Genomic DNA, 24,599 nt, shown 5'->3' with positions numbered 1-24,599 from the left:
AACGGCTGTTACAAGCGCCAATGCCGGTGCGATTACTGGAGCAGGCATTACAGGAACAGTAACATACGATGCAAACACCCAGACTCTGACATTGGATGGAGCAAATATAGAAATTTCAACAAATTATGCAATTTATGCTACAATAGATGCTACCCTTAATGTGAAACTTATAGGCGAGAATGTCATTTCATGCGGCTACCATCATGCATTTAGCACCACCAACGGCCTCAATTTCCAAACCAACGCTGACACATCTCCCGGCCAATTAACCATAACAAGCACATACGACATTAGTACTACAAATTTCTACGAAGGAGCTAATGTTACATATGAAAATAGCCTAGTTGCTACAAAAACAGGTACGAATACCCTTATTATTTCAGTTCCTATAAACTATGGTATTACTGTTGCAGAAACAGATGTTACAAGCGCCAATAAGAACGACATACTGAGTGACGGAAAGGTCACCTACGACTCTGACAATAATATCCTTACCCTGAATGGCGCAGCTATTACGGGAAGTATTTTTTATACTGGCACTGCAAACTTGACAATAGCCCTAAATGGAACAAACAGTGTCACCAACACTGGTGGTACTTATGCTATCGGAGTAACAACCTATACTCCTGGTTTAGTTAAGTTTGCAAAAGCTACAGGCGCATCCAGTGCAGAATTGACAATAACATGTGGAAATGGTTATACCCCAATCTCCGCTACCAATCCAACCCTTGGTAGTGGTCTTTATTGGAAACCTATAGAAGAATATTCTATGGTCATAACAGAAGATCCAAACTTTTTGATCCTTAACGGGGTGGCTATAGCTGATGGAAGGACGATCAATGGTAGTAATGGGTCACTCAGTTATAATGCATCGAATAAGATTCTAACCTTGAATGGTTATACGAATGATTTCGGCCCTCAGCATGCCATCAAAACCGGCGTATCAGGACTGAAAGTGAAACTGATTGGAGCAAGCACTATTAATTGCTCTGCCGATTCTGCTGTTTTCCATGCTTTTTGCAATTCCGCCTCAATACAGTTCATAAAGGATGATGCCAGCTCAAGATTGACAATGACAGGCACGGCCTTTAATAATTTCGATGGAAGCAATATCACATACGACGGATTGTTCTATTACGCAGGCACTGATAACAAGTATATCACTCAACCCGCTGCGCCAGAATTAGGATGGTCGATTCATAATGACATAAATGATAATTCTTATACTTTCGCAACAATTGAATATGCTTCTACAGAAAGAACAGGTAATAATACCCCATTATACGCTGCAGCCAACCCGGTACTGATGTATTCATTCGACTACGCTGACCCTCAGAAGCAAGACGTTTCTAATCAAACATATCCTACTGGTGGGATTAAGATGACAGATCCAGGCATACTGACCGCATGGATAGAAGTAGGTGCCGCTAAGAGTTCTGAGTCGAAAGGTGTGCGTTTCGGTCTTATTGAGAATCCCATTGCGATGGAGTTTGATGGGACTCCAAGGGAAATCAGTATTACACCTGCTCCCAGTCTGACATCAGGAGTAACTGCAGATGTTAATAGTAATTATACAGGTACTTTCAGTGGATTTGCCTCTCTGGATGCCACGAACAACAAGTTGACTATTAATAGCTGTTATAGTGGTAAGATAGGCTTTACCTTCACGAATACAGATATCGGTTATACGTCATTGAACGACAGTACACATATTACTTTCAAAATCCTACCGCCTAAGCCAGTATTAAGCGTGGTTGGCGGAACCTACGATGAGGCGCAAACGGTAACGATTACCTCTTCGTATCAGGGTACGGGTGTCTCTATTAAATATTGTTATGGTACTGCCTCCACTAACGCAGAGACCTACACCGGTGGTGCATTGAATATCACAGAGAACAAAACACTTACGGCATGGGTAGAGATTAATGGTGTAAAGAGTGAAGAGGTGACAGCGGCCTATGTTATCCGCATAGAACCCAATCTGAATTATTCGGTTGCAACAGCTTCAGCAAAGATCTCAGATACTGGTGTATCCTTCACCACTCCCGATACAGCTCCGACACTGACAAACACATTGGGAATTGACATTACATACACCAGTTCAAATACTGACGTGGCAAATATTAACAATACAGGAGATATTACTATTGTCGGGGCAGGAACAACGATTATCAGCGCGAAGGCTTCTGATGAGACACAATACAAGCCAACTTCTGCCAGCTATGAACTAACAGTAAAAAGGGAGCGCATCAATCCATTCTATGGTGCTATGAATGGGCAGAACTTTGCAACCCATTATAGTGAGGTTGAGAACCTGGCTTTACCTGAAGGATTAAAGGCCTATGTCGTTACAGGTGTTAGCGACAACGTTGTAACCACCACACCCATCAACTACATTCCTTATCATATACCAATATTATTAGAAAAAACAGGTAATTTGTCAGAGAAAATCATTTTTGACGGCTATTCTGGTGAGGTAACTAACTTCAGTAACAACAGATTACGATACACCGATGCTGACTATTCTGTCACAGATGATACATTCATACTCTATATGAATGAATTTGTGAAAGCAACAGATAAAATATCTGCACACCATTGCTACTTAGACCTTAATGGAGTGAATCACTCACGCGGTATGTACAACATCGGTGATGGCACAACAGCTATCAAGCGTATAGAGCAAGAGACAACGACTAACGAGCAATGGTACGACTTGCTAGGACGTAGGATAGAGCAACCTACGAAGTCTGGGATCTATATAAAAAACGGTAAGAAGGTTGTTATTAATAATAAATAAAGGAGGAGAAGTTATGAAACAGATGATGAAATATACATTCGCAATTGTAACGATGCTCCTCGTATCTCTGGGAGCTAAAGCAAACGGTAAGGTGACTGTTAATGGAACTGATGTTATTGACGAACAGGGAAACTCAGCCACTTACACGTCGCCACAAGGACAAGGGACAGTAGCTGCCAGTATTGATAATAACCGTGTGGTAACACTGACCATTACACCAGCCGATGGCTACTTCGTATTGAAGGACGACATCACAGCTATTAAAACCGTCAATGGTGAAAATGCACAGACACGTGCACCAGGCTACAATACGCCTCTCGACATTACAGGAGATGATATCGCCATAGGTCCTACAGGTAAAACTTATACATTTACAATGCCGACAACAGATCCAAAGTATGATGTAGAGGTTACTGTGGATTTCCATGCTGTGACTGATATTAGCAGCGCAACCATCACGCTTTCCAAGACAAGCTACACCTATGACGGCTCAGAGAAGAAGCCCAGCGTGACGAGCGTAAAACTGAGTGGTGCAGAATTGAATTCTGCCTATTATACCATTGGCTATAGTAACAATATCAATGCAGGCACAGCCACCGTCACCATAACAGGTAACGGCATCTATAAAAACACTGCCACAAAGGACTTCACAATCAATAAGGCCGCAGCAGGGTTAGCGTATTCAAAGGGATCGGTAGAAATATTTCACAAGGAGAGCTGGACACAGCCTACACTGACGAACCCCCATTCGCTTGCAGTAACTTACTCTAGCTCGAAGAAAAATGTTGCGACCGTCAATGCCGAAGGAAAGGTATCCATCAAAGGCATTGGTGAGACGACCATCTCGGCAGCCTTTGCCGGCAATGCCAACTACAAAGCACAGACCGTTAGCTATCGACTGACGGTGAAAGAGAACTATAAACTCAGGGTTGGAACGACGCAACTAACGACGGAGAACCGTCAGGACATCCTCGGTGACGGTCATTTCTTTTATGATGAAGAGCATAAGTGGCTCATCATCACCAATAACCCCACCCCTGTTGTCATAGAGAGCTGCATGAAAGACCTGACCATCTTCGTGAACGGCAACAGCAAACTGGAGCGCATCTGGTTTAACAATCGAGGCAACGCCGAGAATACAGGCTCGCTGAAATTCATCTCGTTTAGTAACATACCAGGCAGCATAGAATTCTCTACGAGCAACACCAACGGTGTAATCAGTGGCTTCAGCAGTCTGACCATCGACGAAGAGTCGCTCTTGTACCTAGTCAATCCTGAGGACGGCCACTACAAGAATGGTAGCCTGCTTACAAAGAATGGAAGCGTGGTTATGGCAGCAACCATCGGCCAGTACCTGAAGCCACTCGCAAATGGCCAGACCGTCGTGTTCCCCCCAGAAAAGGTCAGCGGCAAAGATCTGACCAACGTGGTGATTGACGACATTCTCTACACTCTGGTCCAGCATACGGGTAACAGCGAGGAGGACGATGACTATTATAGCTCCGAGGAGCGTTGTATCGTACTGAACACAGTCAAGACAACTGCGGGTGTATCAATCGTATCGCAGGCTGTGGAGAATGGCGATTATATCCCTGGTAGCGACAGATTCGCCCAAGAGTTCCAAGGTGGCATCACCTTCATGGTGCCCAGCGGCGAAGGCTATATTGAGCTCGACGTGAAGACAGAGGACGGCTATAAGCTGATGGTACAGATAGGAACCAACAAGGCCGAGGAAATAGAAGAACCCTACAGAAACAAGGTGAAAATAAACTATAAAGTCAGCGAACCCACCTACGTCTACCTATTCTTAGCACAGAAACCAGTAGGCACTCGTATAGGCAAGCGCCAGAAGACATTTGGCAAAGTATACTCCATCAAAGTATCACCCCTAATGAGTACGGGCAACCCATTGGCTAGCATATCAGGATTCCCGACCGAACAAGCGCCGGAGGTAGAGACAGGCACGGATGATGACGATCCTACTGGCATCAGAGAGATAGATGCTGACGAGCCCACAGCTGACAGGTGGTACACACTGGACGGCCGACTGCTCGGCAATAAGCCTACCAAGGCGGGTATCTATATACACAACAAGAAAAAGGTGGTTGTTAAATAATGTATATGACAAAACTAAGGGTTGAAAGCTGTCAGTACCAATAAAACTGGCAGCTTTCAAAGCGTTAAGATGAAGCCTCTCACGTTAATTAATTCTAATTATTTAACAAAGAGACACTTGAGAACGAATTAATTCCTTATATTTGCAAAAGTAATTAATCAATTTTTATCATCCATATTATAAACTTTTAAAACCAAGAAATCATGAAACAGTTAGACAAATCTGAAATGAACGCACTCTTTGGTGGTATTGGAAAGCGCGATAAGACTCTTGGTAAAATCTATTCCGTCAAGGTCTCGCCCCTAATGAGTACGGGCAACCCATTGGCTAGCATATCAGGATTCCCGACCGAACAAGCACCAGAGTAGACACCACGGATGATGACGATCCTACTGGCATCAGAGAGACAGATGCTGACGAGCCCACAGCTGACAGGTGGTACACACTGGACGGCCGACTGCTCGGCAATAAGCCTACCAAGGCGGGTATCTATATACACAACAAGAAAAAGGTGGTGATTAAATAATAAAAAAGGCTCCCGAGGGGGAGCCTTTTTTATTATGGTTTCTTTTGAGGAAGCAATAGGTTGAGCAAGACACCAACGACAGCGGAGAGACCGATACCGCTGATGGAGAAGGTACCAAAGGTGAGGATGGCACCACCAATGCCCAACGTGAGCGTAACGGAAACAATGATGATGTTGCGCGTTACATTCAGGTCGACCTTATGATTCATCAGGTTCTGCACACCCACAGCAGCAATAGAGCCGAAAAGCAACAGCATGATACCACCCAATACAGCAGAAGGTATACTCTGAAGCAAAGCCGACAACTTGCCGATGACGGAAAACACGATGGCTGTGGCAGCAGCAATGCGGATAACTTGCGGGTGGGTGACTTTGGTAATCTGCATGGCACCTGTCACCTCACTATAGGTGGTCACTGGAGGACCGCCCACCAACGAAGCAAAGAGACAAGCCAGACCATCGCCCAGCATGGTGCGATGGAGTCCAGGATCTTTCACAAAGTCTTTCTCTGCCACAGCACCTACGACATAAACATCGCCAATATGCTCGATGACAGGGGCGATGGCCACAGGGATCATGAACACAAAGGGCTCCCACGCAAACTGAGGCAACTGGAAATGAGAAATGCTCGGCGGCAAGGCGAACCATGAGGCGGTAGCCACGCCGGAAAGGTCGACTAATCCCATGCAGAGGGCCACGATGTAACCCACGATGATACCCACAACCACGGGGACAAGCTTTACCAAGCCCCGACCAAAGGTGAGCACGAGGATGGCTGTAATCAGTGAGACGAAGGCCAACAACCAATTCTCTTTGGCCATGTTGACTGCAGCGGGAGAAAGAGAGAGACCGATGAGGATAATGACAGGGCCGATGACAACGGGCGGGAACAGACGGTCTAACAGCCTACGTCCCTGCCACTTGATGAGCGCTGACATAACAAAGTAAACCAAAGCCACCCCGGCGATACCTGCGATGGTGCCAGGCATGCCCCACTGTTGAGAAGCGGAGATGATGGGGGCGATGAAGGCAAAACTACTGCCCAAAAAGATAGGCACCTGACCTTTTGTGACCAGATGGAAGATAAACGTACCGACACCCGCTGTAAAGAGAGCCGTAGCAGGGTCGAGACCAACAAGCAATGGTACCAGCACCGTTGAGCCAAAGGCCACAAACAGAAACTGAATACCAACGATAGTCTTGCGGGAAGGAGTTAGAAGTTCCATTTCACACCAAGGGTTGGATTAATGAAAAACGATTGGTCGTCGTAGGTATTGTAGATAAAGTTATTACTAATCTCGACCTCGGTACCAATACTCAAGTGCTCGTTACAGTTATACCACAACTGAGGTTCTGAAAGGATGACCAGCTGTCCGTGACCATTGTCTTTCTCCCCACGCCAGAAATCAATGAAACCAGAGAAGGTGCCCTTATTGTTTGCGAAGTTCAGCCCCCACACACCCGTAAGCTGGAAACTATTATAGGCCGAAGTATAATTATAGCTCTTAAAGAAGCGCTTGTACATAAGTTGAACAGAGTACGTCTTAGAGAAGTCGTCGTTATGACCATTCCATGCACCACCAAGCAATGCAGACTGCTGAAAACTGCCAAAACGGTTGAGTCCACCATCATACTCGACATGAGCAGCAAAGCCTTTCTTACCAATATTGAACTCACGAGAGATTTCGGTGTAGGCACCCTCAGTGAATTTACGACTGAAATCGATATCAACGAAATAGAACCATGAACCCCACTTGTCAGCCTTGAACTGCTCAACGGTAAGAGTTACCTTCTGGCGACCAGCCTCCTGATTGGAATAGAGGTTACGTCCGAAGTCATAATGAAGCTGCACGTTCTGTGCGTTGACGCTGAGAGCAGCTACTGCCAGCAGCGCAATTGAAAAGAACTTTTTCATTTTTATACTAAATTAGTTAAATATGTATTTCAAGACAAAAAAGGCAGCGAGGATGTACATCACAATAGAGAGGTCTTTGAAGCGACCAGTGAGCACCTTGACGATAACATAAGAGAGCATACCCAGCACAATACCCTCAGAGATACTGGCAGTGAACGGCATGGTGATGATGGTGATGAAACAAGGTACAGCCTCGGTGAAGTCTGAGAAGTCTATCTTCATAATAGGCTTTGTCATCAATACTCCCACCAAGACCAAAGCCGGCGTGGTGGCAGCAGAGGGGATGATGAGGAAGAGTGGCGAGAAGAACAAAGCCACAAAGAAGAGGAGAGCCACCGTAAATGAAGTCAGTCCGGTACGGCCTCCCTCAGCAATGCCTGTGGCGCTCTCCACATAGGTAGTTACTGTATTCGTGCCACAAAGCGCCCCGCAGGCAGTTCCAATGGCATCAGCCATCAGAGCGCGGTTCAGGCCATGAATGCGACCCGTTTTAGGATCAACCATATTAGCACTGGTTGAAGCACCAATCAGTGTACCCAACGTATCGAAGAGATCCATAAAGAGCAGGGCAAACACCACAATATAATAGTTGAGGTCGAAAGCAAGGAACTGCGTAAAATCCAGATGAAAGGCGATGGGGGCAAGTGACTGGGGCATACTGATTAATGAGAATTCACTCGGCAATTGAGTAACACCAAAGGGTATGCCAATGACAGTCATGATGACAATAGTATAGAATAGGGCGCCACGGATACCAAGAGCCATGAGCGCGCCACCAAGCAATACGCCACCAGCGGCCAATAGCGAAGTGACAGTCCAAGGAGCCAAAGCGGTAACAGTAGCATCGCTGCCAATGATGATTCCCCCGTTCTTCAGACCGATATAGGCGATAAACAGTCCGATACCCACACTAATAGAATAACGTAGGTTAACGGGAATGGCATTGACAATGGCCTCGCGCACTTTGAATACGGTGAGTAGGATGAATACAACACCTTCAAAGAACACTGCGGCAAGAGCCTCTTCCCATGTATAGCCCATGGAAAGTACGAGAGTATAGGCAAAGAAAGCATTCAGTCCCATACCAGAAGCAAGAGCGAAAGGCATTTTCGCATAGAATGCCATGACCAGCGTGGCAATGAGGGCAGCCACAGCCGTTGCAGAGAATAAGGCACCTCGATCCATGCCTGTCTCACCAAGAATCAACGGATTGACAGCCAAGATGTACGACATGGTGAGGAATGTCGTCAAGCCGGCAATCATCTCAACCTTCACAGAATGTTTTGCAGGATCGAAGCCCAGTAACGCAAGTAATTTGTTCATGATTAAACAGATTGATTATGATTTAGTTTGTAAATAATATGTGCTGCATTATCAGGGGCTTTCTGGTCACCTAAACGACGGTGCACCTCTTCATACCCCTTTAACATTGCCTCACGATCAGGGCCTGTAAGGATGCTCTGGAGCTCACGCTGGATATTCGACACAGAGAATGTATCGGCCACCAACTCACGAACCACCTCACGATCGGCAATGAGATTGACAAGCGAAATATATTTTACCTTTAAAAGATGCTTGCGCAGGAAAGAAATAACCTTAGGTATAGGCGTTTTGTAGCACACAACCTGTGGCACATTAAATAAAGCCGCCTCAAGTGTCGCAGTGCCGCTTGTCACCAAGGCAGCATGGGCTTTAGAAAGCAGATCGTAGGTCTGGTTATAGACAATTTCCACCCCGCTATCTTTTACAAACCTCTCATAATAAGCAGAATCTATGCCAGGAGCTCCTGCTAAGACTACGCGATACGAATCATTAAGAATTTTCACAGACTCCAGCATAGCAGGAAGGTTATCCTTTATCTCCTGTTGACGACTACCAGCCAGAAGGGCGATAATTTTCTTATCACCAAGTTCTCCATTATTATGCTCTGCAAGGTATGTCCTCACCTCATCGGCCGTAGGATTGCCAACATAATGGATAGGATAATGGTGCTTCACCTCGAAGAACGGCACCTCAAAGGGAAGTATCGAGAATAGTTCATCAACATCACGTTTGATATTCTTGATACGATACTCTTTCCATGCCCATATCTTGGGGGATATGTAATAATAGACGGGGATATTTGTATGAGATTTTACATACTTTGCAATCTTCAGATTGAAACCTGGATAATCGACTAATATCACACAATCGGGACGCCACTCAGTGATATCGCGTTTACACAATTTCATGTTGCCAAGAATAGTTGGCAGATGAAGAAGTACAGGGATAAATCCCATATAGGCCAGTTCACAATAATGACGAACACGAGTGCCTCCAACAGCTGTCATCAGGTCACCACCAAAGAAGCGGAATTCAGCCTCATTATCAATCTCTTTCAATGACCGCATCAGGTAGGATGCATGAAGATCGCCTGAAGCTTCGCCAGCTATGAGATAATACCTCATCTTTATCTATTTGACAATTTTAGTGAATTAACTATGCAAGTCCCAACTATTGACGAGATTTATAGCTTGGTAGGCTGTAACATCGACCTGAGTAGGAGTAATGGCAATATATCCATGGCTAAGAGCCCAGTTGTCAGTATCTTCCGCCTCAGGTTCATCGTTCTGATAATGCCCCACCATCCACCAATAGTCATAACCACGGGGATGATGACATTTGGTAACCTCACTGTTCCATGTCCCCTTGGCCATACGACAGACACGGACGCCTTTATATTCTTTAACCAAAGGAAAGTTTACATTAAGGCATACGCCCAAAGGAAGTCCTTCGCGCAACACCCGCTCCGTAATTTGAAGGATCAAAGGGCGAAGCGGTTCAAAATCGGCATCGGCCTTCGTATCACATAGTGAGAATGCCACAGAGGGGATATATTTCATACACCCTTCGATGGTAACCCCCATCGTACCGCTGTAGTGTGTATTCACTGAGGCATTATCACCATGGTTGATACCACCTATAACCATATCAGGTTTGCGAGGACACAGTTCTGCCAACGCCATTTTCACGCAGTCAGTTGGTGTACCATTACACGACCAGACCTCCAGTCCTTCGCGTTTCTCCTGCAAGGTGAGTCGTAACGGAGTGGTAGCAGAAAAAGCACATGAGGAACCGCTACGGGCAGAATCAGGTGCACAGACAATGATATCGCCAAAGCCAGAGACCATGTCAATCAGCTGTCGGATACCTTTAGCATGAAAGCCATCGTCATTGGAAATGAGCAATAAGGGTCGTTTAATTTCCATAAAATATCGTTGTTTTCGGTGCAAAAGTACGAAAAAAGGTTTAAATGGAGAGATTTCTCAGTGAAAATATGTAACTTTGTGCCCAAATTTATTTTCTTTATCAAGATTAGAAACTAACAAATGGGAAAGATTATTGCTTTGGCAAACCAAAAAGGCGGTGTGGGTAAGACCACAACCACTATTAATCTGGCAGCATCGCTAGCCACACTCGAAAAAAGTGTATTGGTAGTGGATGCCGACCCACAGGCCAACGCCTCCAGTGGACTGGGCGTAGACATTAAAGAAGTAGACTGTTCACTATACGAATGTATCATCAATAATGCTGATGTCCGCGACGCAATCTATACAACGGACATTGACGGACTTGACATCATTCCCAGCCATATTGACCTGGTAGGCGCAGAAATAGAAATGCTGAACGTCAGTGATCGCGAAAAAGTTATCAAAAAGATGCTGGAGCCTATCCGCGATGACTACGATTTCATTCTAATAGACTGTTCGCCATCACTGGGACTGATTACCGTCAACTCGCTGACTGCTGCAGACTCTGTCATTATTCCCGTTCAGTGCGAGTACTTTGCCCTGGAGGGTATTAGTAAACTGCTGAACACCATCAAAATCATAAAAAGCAAGCTCAACCCAACTCTGGAGATTGAGGGGTTTCTTCTGACAATGTATGACAGTCGTTTACGACTGGCCAACCAAATATATGATGAAGTGAAACGTCACTTCCAGGAATTAGTATTCAAAACCGTCATCCAGCGTAACGTTAAGCTCTCAGAGGCCCCCAGCCATGGTCTGCCCGCAATTTTGTATGATGCAGACTCTACTGGAGCAAAGAATCATCTGGCTCTGGCAAATGAAATCATCTTCAAAAACAAGCATTAAACTATGGCTGTTAGAAAGAAATACGACCGTAATGTGTTAGGGCGCGGCTTAGACAACATCGGCTCTGGCAAAGGCAGAGGATTGGATGCACTCATCAACACCAATGACATTCAGACAAAGGGATCGTCGAACTTGAATGAGATACCCATCCATTTGATAGAACCAAACCCAAATCAGCCTCGTCGTGAATTTGAAGAGAGCGCCATGAAGGAATTGGCTGCCAGCATCCGTGAGATTGGTATTATCACCCCCATTACCGTCAGACAGACAGAACAGGGCACCTATCAGATTATTGCTGGTGAACGTCGATGGAGAGCTTCACAGATGGCCGGGCTGGAATCACTTCCTGCATATATCAAGACTGCTGCCGACGATGACGTGATGGAGATGGCTCTCGTTGAGAACATCCAGCGCGAGGACTTGAATGCTATAGAAATAGCTCTCGCCTATCAGCATCTTTCAGACACTTTGGGACTGACACAAGAAAGGATATCAGAACGTGTGGGCAAAAGCCGTACTTCAGTAACAAACTATATGCGACTGCTAAAGTTGCCAGCTCCCATTCAGATGGCCCTGAAGAACAAGGAGATGGACATGGGACATGCCCGTGCGCTGCTTTCTATCGACAGTCCATCGGCACAAATCAAGCTTTTCAATGACGTAAAGCGCAATGGCTATTCGGTAAGAAAAGTAGAGGAGATGGTGCAGATGGTCAAGACGGGTGAAAGCCTGCAGAATGTTAAACAGAAGTTGGCACCCAGCCAGTTGCCATTAGAATACAGCATTCTAAGAGACCGTCTGTCGGAACTTTTTAAGGTAAGAATACAGATGACATGCTCTCCACAAAGCAAGGGACGTATTAGTATCCCATTCGCTAACGAAGAGGAGTTGGAGACTATTATGCAGGTCTTTGACAGAGTTAAAAACGGATAAGTTGAAAAGGAACCAACAACGTTGAAACAAGGAAACAATAAAAACATATGGGTTCGAGCACTGCTGGTAATGTGTATATTCATGCTCGCTGGTACACAGCAGAGCTACGCTCAAAGACAGTTGACGAAGCAGATTGCCGACAGTCTGAAGAACCTCATTGGCGACACGCTGGTGATTCACGACACATTGGTAACGGGCAAGAATATTATTATCACCGACAGCATGGTAACAGCTGCCAACCAGAGTATTGACTCGTTGGTTGAATCAACCCTGATAGGCCAGGTAAAGCAGACCAAGCCCATGAAGGATATGAGTTTATGGCGCCCAGACCCCAAACGTGCGCTATGGCTGGCTCTGGTCATCCCAGGTGGCGGACAGATATACAACCGCAAATACTGGAAACTGCCACTCGTATACGGTGGTTTTGTGGGTTGTCTGTATGCCATGAACTGGAATAACACAATGTATAAGGACTACTCACAGGCTTATCTTGACCTGATGGACAACGATCCCGCCACGCAGAGTTATAACCAGTTTCTTCATCTCGGTGCCCAGATAGACAAATCGAACAAAGATCGCTATACAGATATTTTCAGAAAGCGAAAAGACCGTTTTAGAAGATGGCGCGATCTGAGCTTCTTTGTACTGGTAGGTGTCTACGCCCTCTCGGTGGTCGATGCTTATGTAGATGCAGAGTTGTCGGTATTTGACATATCGAAGGATCTGAGTCTGAAAGTTGAACCGACGATTCTGAACAACCATTCATCCAGTAACCCACTGGATGCTTCATCACTAGGACTGCAATGCAGCCTAAACTTTTAAGTATAACGTTCAACAATTATATGAAGAAAAAACTATTTCTATTTTTGACTGGAATGCTGCTGGCAGCAACAACCAACAACCTGCAAGCGCAGGCAGTAATCAATACGACTACAGAAGTAACAGATAGTATTGACGTAGATGACCTCGATGAAGATGACGAATTCATGGAGACAGAGGATGAAGACGTGCCTACAGAGGACAAGATTTCACTCACAGACAATGAAGGAAACGAAGAAATTATTGACTTCCCCGAGGCCATGACCTACGATCTTGATAGTCTGCTAAATCTCTATATGTCAAAAACATACTTGGGAACTCCTGGCGACTGTGAGATGAAAAACGAGAATCCTACATATCCCAAGGAGGACTATATAAACAGACTAAGCAGGATACCAACCGTAATGGAGATGGCCTATAATGATATTGTACAACGATTTATTGATCGATATGCTGGTCGACTCCGCTACTCGGTAAGTTACTTACTTGGAGCAGCAAATTTCTACATGCCAATTTTCGAGGAAGCCTTGGAAAGCTATCAGGTGCCTTTGGAGTTGAAATATTTACCCATTATTGAGAGCGCCCTGAACCCGAAAGCTGTATCAAGAGTGGGTGCGACAGGATTGTGGCAGTTCATGCTGGGCACTGGTCGTCAGTACGGCTTAGAGGTGAACTCACTTGTGGATGAGCGTCGCGACCCCGTAAAATCTTCGTATGCCGCAGCCCACTATTTGAGAGACTTGTATCGCATCTTTGGCGACTGGAATCTCGTAATCGCTGCCTATAATTGCGGTCCAGAAAACATCAACAAAGCCATTCGCCGTTACCGTGCTGCCAATGGTCGTACAGAAAACGATGCCGTGACTCAGGCCGACAAAGATTATTGGAAGTTGTATCCTTATCTGCCAGCAGAAACTCGTGGTTATGTGCCCGCATTCATTGCAGCCAACTACATCATGACCTACTATTGTGAACATAATATATGTCCGATGACAACCCGTCTGCCATCACAAACCGACACCATAGTGGTTCACAAAGATGTGCATCTGGAACAGATTGCCAGTGTACTTGGCACAGATCTTGATATGTTACGCTCTCTCAATCCTGAGTATCGTCGCGACATTGTACCTGGCAGCACCAAAGGATATGCCATCCGTCTACCACTTGCTGATACTGGAAGATTTATCGACAACGAAGACTCTATTTATAACTACCGTGCAACCGAGTTGCTGACAAAACGTGCCGTAGTTGACGTGGCAGACGATGTTCCTACTTTTTCACGTAAGGGCGGCCGTAGCAGTCGCTACAATAGGAATGCCAGAAGAGGAAGCAGGGGCAGCAGGAATGCCCGAGGTGGCAGAAACGTAACCATCCGCAAGGGACAGACTCTGTCGCAGATTGCTAAGCAGAACGGCACCACCGTAGCTAAGTTGAGAAGACTTAACGGTATCAAAGGCAATAATATTCAGGCAGGTAAGAAAATCAGAGTGAAATAAGAAAAGAGGTGAGAGGTTAGAAATTAAGAAGGGAGTAGAATTATGGCAGAAGATGAACAAAGACTACAGGAAGAGAATGACGACAAGCTGATAAACGGTGCGTTTGAGGTACTTTTGAACGATTATCTTTCATCGCGCCATCGTAAGAAGGTTGACCTGATTACGAAAGCCTTCAACTTTGCCCGTCAGGCTCACAAAGGTGTACGTCGTCTGTCAGGCGAACCTTATATTATGCATCCGATAGCCGTGGCACAGATTGCCTGTAAGGAAATCGGACTTGGCTCCACAAGTATCTGTGCTGCTTTGCTCCACGATGTGGTGGAAGATACAGACTATACCGTTGAGGACATTGAGAACATCTTCGGTGCGAAGATTGCACAGATCGTAGATGGGTTGACAAAAATCAGCGGCGGCATTTTCGGTGAACAAGCATCTGCACAAGCAGAAAACTTCAAGAAATTGCTGCTAACCATGAGCGACGATATTCGCGTAATTCTGATTAAGATATGCGATCGTCTGCACAACATGCGCACTCTGGATTCTCAACCAGCCAACAAACAATACAAAATTGCGGGTGAAACACTTTACATCTATGCGCCTCTGGCCAATCGTCTTGGATTAAATAAAATCAAATCGGAACTGGAAAACCTGAGTTTCAAATTTGAACATCCGGATGAGTATGCAGCCATCGAAGCCAAATTGAAGTCTACCAGCGTATCACGTGACGAACTGTTTGCACAATTCACATTGCCTATTGAGGAAGCGCTCAAGGGAATGGGTATTAAGTATGAGATTAAGGAGCGTGTGAAAACGCCCTATTCCATCTGGAACAAGATGCAGAACAAACATGTCAGTTTCGAAGAAATCTACGATATTCTAGCAGCCCGCATCATATTTACGCCCAACAATAGAGAGGATGAGATTAACGAGTGCTTCAAGATATATGTCGCCATCTCGAAGATCTACAAATCTCACCCTGACCGTTTGCGCGATTGGCTAAGTCATCCGAAAGCAAATGGCTATCAGGCACTCCATGTGACGTTGATGTCGAAACAGGGTCGCTGGATAGAGGTACAGATTCGCTCAGATCGTATGGACGAGATAGCTGAACAAGGATTTGCCGCCCATTGGAAATATAAAGACGGAGTAGAAGAGGAATATACTGAGGATGAGAACGAACTGAACGAGTGGCTACGCACCATCAAGGAGATCCTGGACGACCCACAGCCCGACGCCATGGACTTCCTCGACACCATCAAATTAAACCTCTTTGCCAGCGAGATATTCGTGTTTACGCCAAAGGGAGAAATCCGTACACTTCCCGCCAATTGCACGGCACTCGACTTCGCTTTCTCTATTCATACATTCCTTGGAAGCCATTGCATTGGCGCAAAGGTAAACCACAAGTTGGTGCCATTAAGTCATAAACTGCAGAGTGGTGACCAGGTGGAGATTCTGACCTCAAAGTCACAACATGTGAGTCCTTCGTGGATTAACTTCGTGTCAACAGCAAAAGCAAAGGCTAAAATTCAGGCCATTCTGCGTAGAGACAACCGTGAGATACAACGCGAGGGAGAGGAGATTCTGAACGACTTTCTCCAGAAAAACGGCTTTGAACCGAGTTTGGCTCTAGCAGATAAACTGGCAGAATTCCACGACTACCAGAAACGTAATGAGTTCTATACAGCCATTGGAGAGAAAATCGTTCTTCTTGGCGAGAAAGACATTGACGAACTAAATGGTAAGAACAAAGCTGAAGACGATGGTATGGGCTGGCGCAAGTATGTGCCCTTTGTCGGAAAGAAAAAGAAGGAAGACACACCAAAGGACGATTTGTTTGTGGTGCCAGAGAAGTTTAACCGCAAGAAACCCGTCTTCATTAACGAGGAGAACATCACCAAGTATAAGTTTATGGGCTGTTGCCATCCTATTCCTGGTGACGATGCCCTTGGCTATATCAACAACAAGAACCAGATAGAGATACATAAACGTAATTGTCCTGTAGCGGCTAAGCTAAAAACAAGCTTTGGCAACCGTATCATCGACATCAAATGGGACATGCACAAACTGCTTTATTTCGATGCTACTATCCGCCTTGGAGGTATCGATCGTGTTGGTATGCTGAATGAGATAACTCAGGTCATCTCTTCACAGATGAGTGTTAACATCCACAAGGTTGTTATTACCTGTGAGGACGGCATCTTCGATGGTAGCATAGAACTGCGAGTTCACGATCGTGAGGATGTTAAAGCCATCATCGACAACCTAAAACAGATTCCTGACCTCAAGGAGATATCAGAGATCATGTAAACTACTTACAAAATGAAGAAACTACTACTTTTAATGGCCGTATTGGCCTTAACCATAAGCACTTCCGCTGCTGACAAATATGACAATCCTGATACGATTGTCGTGGCACGTGACGGCACAGGAGATTTCTGCACCATCGACGAAGCCATTGAGGTATGTCGAGCCTTTATGGATTATCATAAAGTGATTTTTGTAAGAAACGGCGTCTACAAGGAAAAGCTGATTATCCCCCAGTGGTTGCAGAATATCGAGATATGCGGTGAGAATGCTGACAAGACCATCATCACCCACGATGATCATGCGAACATTAACCGAGTTGAGACAGGAAAACCTATGGGTACTTTCCGTACCTATACGTTGAAGATCGAAGGCAATGCCATCACACTTAAAAACATCACTATTGAAAACTGTTCTGCCAGATTGGGACAGGCTGTAGCACTTCATACAGAGGGAGATCGTCTGCTGTTTATCAACTGTCGATTTATAGGTCATCAGGACACTGTCTATACGGGTATGGCCAATACACGCCTTTACTTCAAGGATTGCTATATCTGTGGCACTACTGATTTTATCTTCGGCCCTTCTATAGCATGGTTTGAGAACTGTACAATAGAGAGTCTAATTAACTCATATATTACCGCAGCCTCAACACCTCAGAATCAGCCCTATGGCTATATATTCAATCACTGTCGTCTGATAGCCAAGCCTGAAGTAACACAGGTCTATCTTGGACGTCCTTGGCGTGACTATGGCTATACACTTTTCATGAACAGCGAATTGGGAGGACATATCCGCCCTGAAGGTTGGCACAACTGGGAAAAACATCGCGAACAGACAGCACGCTATCAGGAATACAACAATCATGGCGAAGGAGTCCAAACGAAAAGGCGTGTAGGCTGGAGCCGTCAACTCACGAAGAAGGAGGCCGCTATGATAACTCCAGAAACAGTATTCACTACCGAATCGAAATGGAATCCGTTACAATAGAAACCCACAAAAACATTAAAAAGTAATTTCATGAAGAAAATTCTTTTCACCATTGCTTGCGTAGCTGCATCAGCTACAGCGATGGCCCAACAAAGTCCGCTGTGGATGCGCCATTGCGCCATCTCACCCGACGGCAAGAGTATTGTATTCTCCTACAAAGGGGATTTGTTTTCAGTAGCAGCCACAGGTGGAGAAGCTCGCCAGTTGACCTCCAATCCTGCCTACGATGCTTATCCCGTATGGAGTCCTGATGGCAGTCAAATAGCTTTCGCCTCTACACGTGAGGGGAGCATGGACGTATTCGTTATAAGCAAAGCCGGCGGATCACCAGTAAGATTGACGACCAACAGCGGTTCTGAGACACCCATTGGGTTTAAAGACAATGACCACGTCTTGTTCAGCACTTATCTGATGCCTTCTGCACAGTCGAACATCTTTGCCAGTGCTAAGTTTCCACAGATTTATGAGGTAAGTACTAAAGGAGGTCGTCCTCGAATGTATTCAGCCCTGCCCATGGCCAGCCTTAGCATCAACTACGAGACAGGCGATCTGCTGTATCACGACATGAAAGGCAGCGAGGACAATTTCCGTAAGCATCACCAATCACCCATCTGTCGTGACATATGGTTATTGTCTAAGGGCCAATATACCAAACTGACAGACTTTGAAGGCGAAGACCGCAATCCCGTTTGGACAGCTGATGGGAGAAGCTATTATTATCTGAGTGAAAAAGACGGCACATCGAACATCTACTGTCGAAGTCTGGATGGGAAACAGGAACAGCAGATTACACACCATCAGAAGAATCCTGTACGTTTCCTCACAGCTGCAAACGATGGTACGCTCTGTTACGGCTATGATGGTGAGATTTATACTATTCGTACTGGCGACGCCCCCCAGAAAGTAAATATCAGTATTGTCAGTGATCGTTCTGATCGTGATCAGATTCGTCAGGTTAAGAATTCAGGAGCCACAGAAATATGCGTATCTCCCAAAAACAAAGAGATAGCCTTTGTATATCACGGAGACATATACGTGACTTCTATCGATTACAAGACCACCAAACAAATAACAGACACCCCAGAGCAGGAACGCAACATAAGTTTTGCGCCTGATGGGCGAAGCATTGTTTACGCCTCAGAACGAAAGGGATGCTGGAACATCTATCAGACAAGCATCAAGGACAAGGATGAAAAGCAGTTTGCTTATGCCTCCGACCTCACGGAAGAACAACTGACAAAGGAAAATAAGACGTCTTTCCAACCTCAATATAGTCCTGATGGAAAGGAGATAGCATTCTTCGAAGACCGAGGAGCCATCCGCATCATCAATCTAGCTTCGCGTCAAATCCGTACAGTAATGGATGGCAAGCTGGCCTTCTCTTACTCTGATGGCGACCTTGACTTCGCCTGGAGTCCTGACAGCAAGAAACTGCTGGCCACCTATATCGGCGATGGAGGCTATCACCACCATGACATTGCGCTGATTGACGCCACAGGCAAGGAAGCCCCCTTCAATCTGACTAACAGCGCCTACAACGATGATAACGCCAAATGGGTGATGGGTGGCAAGGCCATGCTCTTTATGAGTGACAGAGAGGGGTATAAGAATCATGGCGGACATGGCGTAGAGAATGACTATTTCCTGATGTTCTTCGACATCGACGCCTACGAGCGTTTCCTGATGACCAAGGAAGAGAAGGAGATATATGACAAAAATAACAAAAACACATCAACACCAATAGTGCTCGACTTAAAGAATTGCCGTAAGCGTGTGGTTCGCGTAACTCCAAACTCTTCATCTCTTGGCGATGCCGTGATGACAGCCAAAGGCGACACTCTCTATTATCAGGCTGCCTTTGAGGGGGGCTACGATCTCTGGAAGCACGACCTACTCGAAAAAAAAACAGAGATTGTGCTGAAGGATGCAGGATATGGTCTCCTTGATACAGACGCGAAAATCAATGAGCTCTACCTGACCACGAAAGGTGGCATCAAGAAGATTGACCTCGCAAAAGGTAAACCTACAAACATCGATTTTGAGGCTGTATTCAACTACCGCCCCTACGCAGAACGCCAGAACCTCTTTGACCACATATGGCGACAGGTAAAGGATAAGTTCTACAGAACAGACCTTCATGGTGTAGACTGGGAAGAATATCGCGAGATCTACGCAAAATTTCTACCTTATATTAATAACGAGTATGATTTCCAGGACATGCTGAGTGAACTGCTTGGTGAGCTGAATGCCTCGCACACAGGTGCCCGTTATCGTCCCACAGCACCAACACAGACTGCGGAATTGGGAGCCTTCTTCGACGACTGTTATGAAGGCGATGGATTGAAGATAAAGGAGATTGTATATGGTGGGCCGCTTTCTATCCGCAATACAGGCATCAAGGCAGGCGACATCATTGAACGTATCAATGGTATTGCCATCAAGAAGGGTGAAGATTATTTCCCATTGTTAGAGGGGCAAGCCAATAAGCCTATACGTCTGACAGTTGGCGGCAAGAATATTACTGTTAAACCCATTACGAAATCAAAGCTCACTGATCTTCTCTATGATCGTTGGGTAGAGCGTAATCGCCAGCTTGTAGACAGCCTCTCTGGCGGACGTCTGGCTTATGTGCACATTGAGTCGATGAATGGCGACTGTTTCCGTAAACTGTATAATGAATTGCTGAATGAAGACAATCGAAACCGCGATGCTGTGATTGTAGATGAACGCCACAATGGTGGTGGCTATCTGCACGACGATTTGTGCCATCTGCTGAGTGGACGACAGCACTCTCACTTCCTGGCTCACGGTAAATACTTAGGCGTCGAACCGTCAGCCCAGTGGATCAAGCCCTCGTGTGTATTGCTCTGCGAGGACGATTACAGTAACGCCTGTGGTTTCCCCAGAGAATATCAGGACCTGAAGATTGGAAAACTCATTGGGACCCCTGTGGCAGGTACAGCCTCAAGTGTATGGTGGGAGACTCTTGTTAATGGCATCACCTTTGGTATTCCCCAGGTGGGACGTATTGACATGCGTGGCGATTATGGAGAGAACACACTCCTTAAGCCAGAAATTATTGTCTACAACACACCAGAGGATTATCTCACAGGACACGATCGCCAATTGGAGAGGGCTGTTGAAGAGATGTTGAAGGAAGCAGATGCTTTCAAGGAGAAAACCAAGAACGAATTTGGGGGAAGACCTCGACAATAACAATAAATCCCCGCTCTGTTGAGCGGGGATTTATTGATTTATTATATTTACTGGAGATAGTCTAACTGTTTCTTCAGTATCTGCAGGTTATCACGCACCTCTATCAGTTTCTCTAGGGCGTCAGCCTTAGTCTCAACGCCCTTACGGTTCTGCGTCAGAATCTTGCGTGCAGCAGCCAACTTAAACCCACGTTCCTTTACAAGATTATGAATCAATCGGATCTGCTCAATATCCTTCTCCTGATACTGACGCGTGTTAGAAGGACCGCTCACTTTTGGTTTCAGGAAAGGAAACTCCTGTTCCCAATAACGAAGTGTACTCTCATTGAGACCGAACATCTCTGCCACCTCCTTAATGGAGTAGTAGAGTTTCAGATTCTTGTTCAGATTCAGCGCCATAATAACCTCCTTTTATACCATTATACTTTTTTCCTTTTCACCTTTATAGGTTGCAGAGTTCAACGACCTTGTCGATAGCAGCAGTAAGACCATCAGGGTTCTTGCCACCTGCACTGGCGAAGTGAGGCTGTCCGCCGCCGCCGCCCTGCATCAGTTTGGCAGCCTCGCGCACCAGCTGACCTGCATTCAGGCCATGATCCTTCACCATATCATCGCTCAGCATTACATTAAGCATAGGCTTGCCATCAAAGACGGTACCTACCACGCAAACGAGATTCTCAGCATGCAACTCACGTACCTTGAACACAAGGTCCTTGGCTGCGTTGGGCATCATATCATATTTACCAGTAATCACCGTTACGCCATTCACAGCGCGAGCCTTGCCGACAAGTTCCTGAGCCAATGCCTGAACGCGCTGGGCCTGGAACTGCTCTATTTCTTTCTTCATGGAATCATGCTCCTCGATGTACTTGGCTATCACGCCCTGTAAATCTTTGGCATTGTTGAAGAATGTCTTTACGGTCTTCAGCATGTCTTCAGTCTTGTAGAGCAGTTCCTCGCACTCCTTACCAGTCTTGGCCTCAATACGACGGATACCTGCTGCCACAGAACTTTCAGACACGATTTTGAAGAAGCCGATTTTTCCCGTAGCCTTGGCGTGGATACCACCACAGAACTCACATGAAGGTCCGAAGCGAACCACACGTACCTTGTCGCCATACTTCTCGCCAAAGAGGGCGATGGCACCGAGTTTCTTGGCCTCGTCGAAAGGAACATCACGATGCTCGTCGAGTTGGATATCCTGACGAATCATATCATTCACCATGCGCTCTACCTCACGAATCTGCTCGTCGCTCACCTTCTCGAAGTGAGAGAAGTCGAAACGCAGGGTATCGGGCGATACATACGATCCCTTCTGTTCTACGTGGTCGCCCAGAACCTGCTTCAGCGCATAGTCGAGCAGGTGGGTAGCAGTATGGTTAGCAGCTGAGGCATCGCGCTTATCGGTATCGACACAAGCCATGAACTGGGCTGCGGGATCCTTAGGCAACTGCTTCACGATGTGAACCGTCTGATTGTTCTCACGCTTCGAGTCGATGATCTCGATAGTTTCTGCCTCGTTGCAGATGACACCCTGATCACCTACCTGACCACCCATCTCACCATAGAATGGGGTGTAGTCGAGCACAAGCTCATAGAACTCGTTCTTCTTCTGTGTCACCTTGCGATAGCGCAGGATGTGACACTCATATTCTGTATAGTCATAGCCCACGAACTGCTGTTCGCCTGCTGCGATTTCTGTCCAGTCTGAATTCTCTACAGCAGCGGCATTGCGGGCACGCTCCTTCTGTTTCTGCATCTCCACGTCGAACTGCTGCTCATTCACGGTGAAGCCATTCTCACGACAGATCAACTCTGTGAGGTCGAGAGGGAAGCCATAGGTATCGAACAGACGGAAAGCCTGCTCACCGTCAAGTTCCGTCTTGCTTTCTGCCTTCAGCTGTTCCATTGCCTTATCGAGCAGAGAGATACCCTTGTCGAGGGTACGGAGGAACGAGTCTTCCTCTTCCTTCATTACCTTTGAAATCAGCTGCTGCTGAGCCTTCAGTTCTGGGAAGGCATCGCCCATCTCTGCCACCAGCGTGGGCACGAGTTTATAGAGGAACGATTCCTTCTGTCCCAAGAAGGTATAAGCATAGCGAACGGCACGACGCAGGATACGGCGAATCACGTAACCAGCCTTGGCATTCGAGGGCAGCTGACCATCAGCGATGGAGAAGCTGACAGCACGGAGGTGGTCAGCACAAACACGCATTGCGATGTTGATATTGTCCTGGTCCTTTGAGACAGGAGCCTTCTCCTCTTCCTCGAAAGTCACGTATTTCAGACCTGTAATCTGCTCCTCTGCCTTGATGATGGGCTGGAAGATATCGGTATCATAGTTAGAGTGCTTGCCCTGCATCATGCGAACCAGACGCTCAAAGCCCATACCCGTATCGATGACATTCATCGAGAGTTTCTCCAACGAGCCGTCAGCCTTACGGTTGAACTGCATGAACACGAGGTTCCAGATTTCAATCACCTGGGGGTCGTCCTGGTTCACCAGTTCACGACCGCTCTTGCCAGAGGCTTTGCGCTGCTCTGGGGTACGAGAGTCGACGTGAATCTCTGAGCAAGGGCCACAGGGGCCTGTATCACCCATCTCCCAGAAGTTGTCATGTTTGTTACCATTGATGATATGATCCTCAGGCACGTGCTTGGCCCAATACTTGGCGGCCTCGTCGTCGCGAGGGATGTTTTCCTCGGGTGAGCCCTCGAACACAGTCACATAGAGGTCTTCTGGATTCAGTTTCAGCACATCCACCAGATACTCCCAAGCCATGTCGATGGCGCCCTCCTTGAAATAGTCGCCAAAGCTCCAGTTACCCAGCATCTCGAACATGGTGTGGTGATAGGTATCATGACCTACTTCCTCCAGGTCGTTGTGCTTACCTGAAACGCGTAGACACTTCTGAGTGTCAGCACGGCGGCGCGGTTCCGGGTCGCGAGTACCGAGAATAATATCTTTCCACTGGTTCATACCAGCGTTAGTAAACATCAGTGTGGGGTCATCTTTAATCACCATCGGTGCAGAGGGCACGATGGCATGCTGCTTCGACTCAAAAAACTTCTTGAAAGAGTCGCGAATCTCGTTTGCTGTCATTTTCTTTGTGGTTCTATTTCTTAATTGCCTGCAAAGGTACACATTTATTCTGAAACAGCCAAAACTTTCGCCAAATTAAGACTTAATTTCTACACCTAATTATTTTTTAAGGCAGCGGATATATGGCAAAATATCATGACATGAGGATAGCACGGATGCCAAACCCGCATTTTAGTCCCCGTAAAGTAGAACTTTACTCCGACTAAACCCAGACTTTACCACAACTAAAGTCTATATTTGCAT

The 24,599-nt window shown here is 46.2% G+C and carries 17 protein-coding genes; 9 read left to right on the top strand and 8 right to left on the bottom strand.

Features of this window, described 5'->3' with window-relative positions:
* Positions 1-547 precede the first annotated feature (547 nt).
* Entirely contained in the window at positions 548-2,800 is a 2,253-nt protein-coding gene (locus BMX82_RS07080; RefSeq protein ID WP_143058340.1) for a hypothetical protein, read from the top strand.
* 13 nt (positions 2,801-2,813) lie between these two features.
* On the top strand, positions 2,814-4,916 hold the full coding sequence (locus BMX82_RS07075) for a hypothetical protein (protein WP_091767391.1): 2,103 nt from the start codon (positions 2,814-2,816) through the stop codon (positions 4,914-4,916).
* A 280-nt stretch (positions 4,917-5,196) separates the two neighbouring features.
* Here BMX82_RS07075 and BMX82_RS12890 read toward each other — a convergent pair whose 3' ends face one another.
* The 6 genes from BMX82_RS12890 to surE are packed head-to-tail and all read right to left on the bottom strand — an operon-like array spanning position 5,197 to position 10,605.
* Positions 5,197-5,415 (bottom strand): hypothetical protein, encoded by a 219-nt coding sequence (locus tag BMX82_RS12890; protein WP_143058339.1) that lies wholly within the window; start codon positions 5,413-5,415, stop codon positions 5,197-5,199.
* Between the two features lie 59 nt (positions 5,416-5,474).
* Complete coding sequence (locus tag BMX82_RS07070) at positions 5,475-6,668, bottom strand: uracil-xanthine permease family protein (RefSeq protein ID WP_091767387.1); 1,194 nt, start codon at positions 6,666-6,668, stop codon at positions 5,475-5,477.
* Positions 6,656-7,357, bottom strand: coding sequence for a nucleoside-specific channel-forming Tsx family protein (locus BMX82_RS07065; protein ID WP_036911771.1), 702 nt, complete (start codon positions 7,355-7,357; stop codon positions 6,656-6,658). The genes BMX82_RS07070 and BMX82_RS07065 overlap by 13 nt, the downstream gene beginning before the upstream one ends.
* Positions 7,358-7,369: 12 nt before the next feature.
* Entirely contained in the window at positions 7,370-8,680 is a 1,311-nt protein-coding gene (locus tag BMX82_RS07060) for an NCS2 family permease (protein ID WP_091767384.1), read from the bottom strand.
* A 2-nt stretch (positions 8,681-8,682) separates the two neighbouring features.
* On the bottom strand, positions 8,683-9,804 hold the full coding sequence (gene lpxB, locus BMX82_RS07055) for a lipid-A-disaccharide synthase (RefSeq protein WP_091767382.1): 1,122 nt from the start codon (positions 9,802-9,804) through the stop codon (positions 8,683-8,685).
* Positions 9,805-9,831: 27 nt separating this feature from the next.
* Complete coding sequence (gene surE, locus BMX82_RS07050; RefSeq protein ID WP_036911776.1) at positions 9,832-10,605, bottom strand: 5'/3'-nucleotidase SurE; 774 nt, start codon at positions 10,603-10,605, stop codon at positions 9,832-9,834.
* A gap of 120 nt (positions 10,606-10,725) precedes the next feature.
* On the opposite strand from surE, the gene BMX82_RS07045 reads away from it, so the two are divergent.
* The 7 genes from BMX82_RS07045 (at position 10,726) to BMX82_RS07015 (ending at position 21,254) form a co-directional block, all read left to right on the top strand.
* Positions 10,726-11,493, top strand: a complete 768-nt coding sequence (locus BMX82_RS07045) for a ParA family protein (protein ID WP_036911777.1) — start codon at positions 10,726-10,728, stop codon at positions 11,491-11,493.
* A gap of 3 nt (positions 11,494-11,496) precedes the next feature.
* Positions 11,497-12,426, top strand: coding sequence for a ParB/RepB/Spo0J family partition protein (locus BMX82_RS07040; RefSeq protein WP_036911778.1), 930 nt, complete (start codon positions 11,497-11,499; stop codon positions 12,424-12,426).
* 69 nt (positions 12,427-12,495) lie between these two features.
* Positions 12,496-13,248 carry a DUF5683 domain-containing protein gene (locus BMX82_RS07035; RefSeq protein WP_255396573.1) on the top strand — a complete coding sequence of 251 codons (753 nt, stop codon included), beginning with the start codon at positions 12,496-12,498 and terminating at the stop codon, positions 13,246-13,248.
* Between the two features lie 20 nt (positions 13,249-13,268).
* Positions 13,269-14,741, top strand: a complete 1,473-nt coding sequence (locus BMX82_RS07030; protein WP_410524406.1) for a lytic transglycosylase domain-containing protein — start codon at positions 13,269-13,271, stop codon at positions 14,739-14,741.
* Positions 14,742-14,783: 42 nt separating this feature from the next.
* Complete coding sequence (locus BMX82_RS07025; protein WP_036911779.1) at positions 14,784-17,051, top strand: RelA/SpoT family protein; 2,268 nt, start codon at positions 14,784-14,786, stop codon at positions 17,049-17,051.
* 12 nt (positions 17,052-17,063) lie between these two features.
* Positions 17,064-18,038, top strand: coding sequence for a pectinesterase family protein (locus BMX82_RS07020; RefSeq protein WP_091767376.1), 975 nt, complete (start codon positions 17,064-17,066; stop codon positions 18,036-18,038).
* Between the two features lie 30 nt (positions 18,039-18,068).
* Complete coding sequence (locus BMX82_RS07015; RefSeq protein ID WP_091767373.1) at positions 18,069-21,254, top strand: S41 family peptidase; 3,186 nt, start codon at positions 18,069-18,071, stop codon at positions 21,252-21,254.
* 47 nt (positions 21,255-21,301) lie between these two features.
* Here the strand turns inward: BMX82_RS07015 and BMX82_RS07010 are convergent, their stop codons facing one another.
* Together BMX82_RS07010 and alaS are read right to left on the bottom strand one after the other, a co-directional pair.
* Positions 21,302-21,652 (bottom strand): MerR family transcriptional regulator, encoded by a 351-nt coding sequence (locus BMX82_RS07010; protein WP_036911787.1) that lies wholly within the window; start codon positions 21,650-21,652, stop codon positions 21,302-21,304.
* Positions 21,653-21,695: 43 nt separating this feature from the next.
* A complete protein-coding gene (gene alaS, locus BMX82_RS07005; protein WP_036911789.1) occupies positions 21,696-24,356 on the bottom strand; it encodes an alanine--tRNA ligase in 2,661 nt (886 codons plus the stop codon).
* Between the last annotated feature and the right edge of the window lie 243 nt (positions 24,357-24,599).

This window comes from Prevotella sp. khp7 (assembly GCF_900109055.1).
GTDB lineage: Bacteria > Bacteroidota > Bacteroidia > Bacteroidales > Bacteroidaceae > Prevotella.
The sequence above is the reverse complement of the archived record's forward strand: the minus strand, read 5'-3'. Positions and strand labels throughout refer to the sequence as shown.